The following is a 1892-nucleotide window of genomic DNA, read 5'->3' as shown; positions in this document are numbered from 1 at the left end:
GACATCGACGCCAACGGCATCGTCAACGTCTCGGCCAAGGACAAGGGTACTGGCAAGGAGCACCAGATCCGCATCCAGGCATCGGGTGGTCTGTCTGACGCCGACATCGAGCAGATGGTCAAGGACGCCGAAAGCCATGCCGAGGAAGACAAGAAGCGCCGTGCGGCCGTCGAGGCCAGGAACCAGGCCGAAAGCCTGATCCACTCCACCGAGCAGTCGCTCAAGGAGCATGGCGACAAGGTCTCCGAGGATGACCGCAATGCCATCCAGACCGCGATCGACGAACTGAAGACCGCCGTTTCCGCCGAAGAGCCGAATGCCGATGACATTCAGGCCAAGACCCAGACGCTGATGGAAGTCTCCATGAAGCTCGGTCAGGCGATCTACGAGGCCCAGCAGTCCGATGAGGAAGCCCAGGCTTCCGCCGATGCGGCGCGCGATGCCAAGTCTGACGATGTGGTCGACGCCGAATTCGAAGACGTCAGCGACGATGACGACAAGAAGAAATCGGCCTGATCCTTCGATCGGATAGGACCTGAATGATTCCGGCCGTCCCAGGACGGCCGGTCACTCTTTTTCAAGAGGTATTGCATCTCCATGGCAAAAGCGGATTTTTACGAGACACTCGGCGTCGGTCGCTCCGCCGACGAAAAGGAGCTGAAGAGCGCCTTCCGCAAGCTTGCGATGAAGTATCACCCCGACCGCAATCCGGACAACGCTGACGCCGAGAAGAAATTCAAGGAAATCAACGAAGCCTACGAGACCCTGAAGGACCCGCAGAAGCGGGCCGCCTATGACCGCTTCGGCCATGCCGCCTTCGAGAACGGCGGACCGGGGGCCGGCGGTTTCGGCGGCGGCGCGCAGGGCTTTGGCGGCGCCGGCGGTTTCTCGGACATCTTCGAGGATATTTTTGGCGAAATGATGGGCGGGGCCAGGGGCCGCCGCCAACCGAACGGTCGCGAGCGCGGCGCCGATCTGCGCTACAATATGGAAATCAGCCTCGACGAGGCCTTCCACGGCAAGACGGCCCAGATCCGTGTGCCGAGCTCGGTCGTGTGCGACGAATGCTCCGGCTCGGGCGCGAAGCCCGGCTCGTCGCCGACCACCTGCGGCACCTGTCACGGCGCGGGGCGCGTGCGCGCCGCCCAGGGCTTCTTCTCGGTCGAGCGCACCTGCCCGACCTGCCACGGTCGCGGCGAGATCATCTCCGATCCCTGCCCCAAATGCCACGGCGAAGGCCGTAAGGTCGAGGAACGCTCGCTTTCGGTGAACATTCCGGCCGGCATCGAGGACGGCACCCGCATCCGCCTTCAGGGCGAGGGCGAGGCCGGCTTGCGCGGCGGGCCGTCGGGCGATCTCTACATCTTCCTGTCGGTCAAGCCGCACCAGTTCTTCCAGCGCGACGGCGCGGACCTGCACTGCTCCGTGCCGATCTCGATGACGCAGGCGGCGCTCGGCGGCAAGTTCGAGGTGACCACGCTCGACGGCGCGAAATCGCGCGTCGCGGTGCCCGAAGGCACACAGGCCGGCAAGCAGTTCCGCCTGAAGGGCAAGGGCATGCCGGTGCTGCGCTCCTCGCATCGCGGCGACCTCTACATCCAGGTCCGCGTCGAAACCCCGCAGAAACTCACCAAGCGCCAGCGCGAACTGCTGCAGGAATTCGATGAACTGTCCTCCAAGGAGAACAACCCGGAATCGAACGGGTTCTTCTCGAAGATGAAGGACTTTTTCGGGACCGAGTGAGCCCCTTTCCGAGGTAGAAGACAGCGATGCGGCGGAAGACCTTTTCCACCGCATCGCAAGCTTTCTCCGATCTGCGACGATGGCGTCCCTCCCCGTCGCCATTTCAAGCCAAGACAATGCAATAGAGCAATTCCAGGTGAAGTGGACAC

The 1892-nt window shown here is 63.2% G+C and carries 2 protein-coding genes; both read left to right on the top strand.

The genetic code is table 11. The annotated features are described in order from the left end of the window. Positions 1 to 516: Hsp70 family protein (locus tag B4E36_RS08705; RefSeq protein WP_345900246.1), on the top strand; the 516-nt coding region annotated here is incomplete at its 5' end. An 81-nt stretch (positions 517 to 597) separates the two neighbouring features. Further along, a complete protein-coding gene (gene dnaJ / locus B4E36_RS08700; protein WP_292053547.1) occupies positions 598 to 1743 on the top strand; it encodes a molecular chaperone DnaJ in 1146 nt (381 codons plus the stop codon). Positions 1744 to 1892 lie beyond the last annotated feature (149 nt).

The organism is Martelella sp. UBA3392, from assembly GCF_002358775.1.
GTDB lineage: Bacteria > Pseudomonadota > Alphaproteobacteria > Rhizobiales > Rhizobiaceae > Martelella > Martelella mediterranea.
The sequence above is the reverse complement of the archived record's forward strand: the minus strand, read 5'-3'. Positions and strand labels throughout refer to the sequence as shown.

What these genes read in the sequence shown, in the direction of transcription:
- dnaJ (WP_292053547.1), top strand. Translation starts at nt 598, where the DNA reads ATGGCAAAAGCGGATTTTTACGAGACACTCGGCGTCGGTCGCTCCGCC.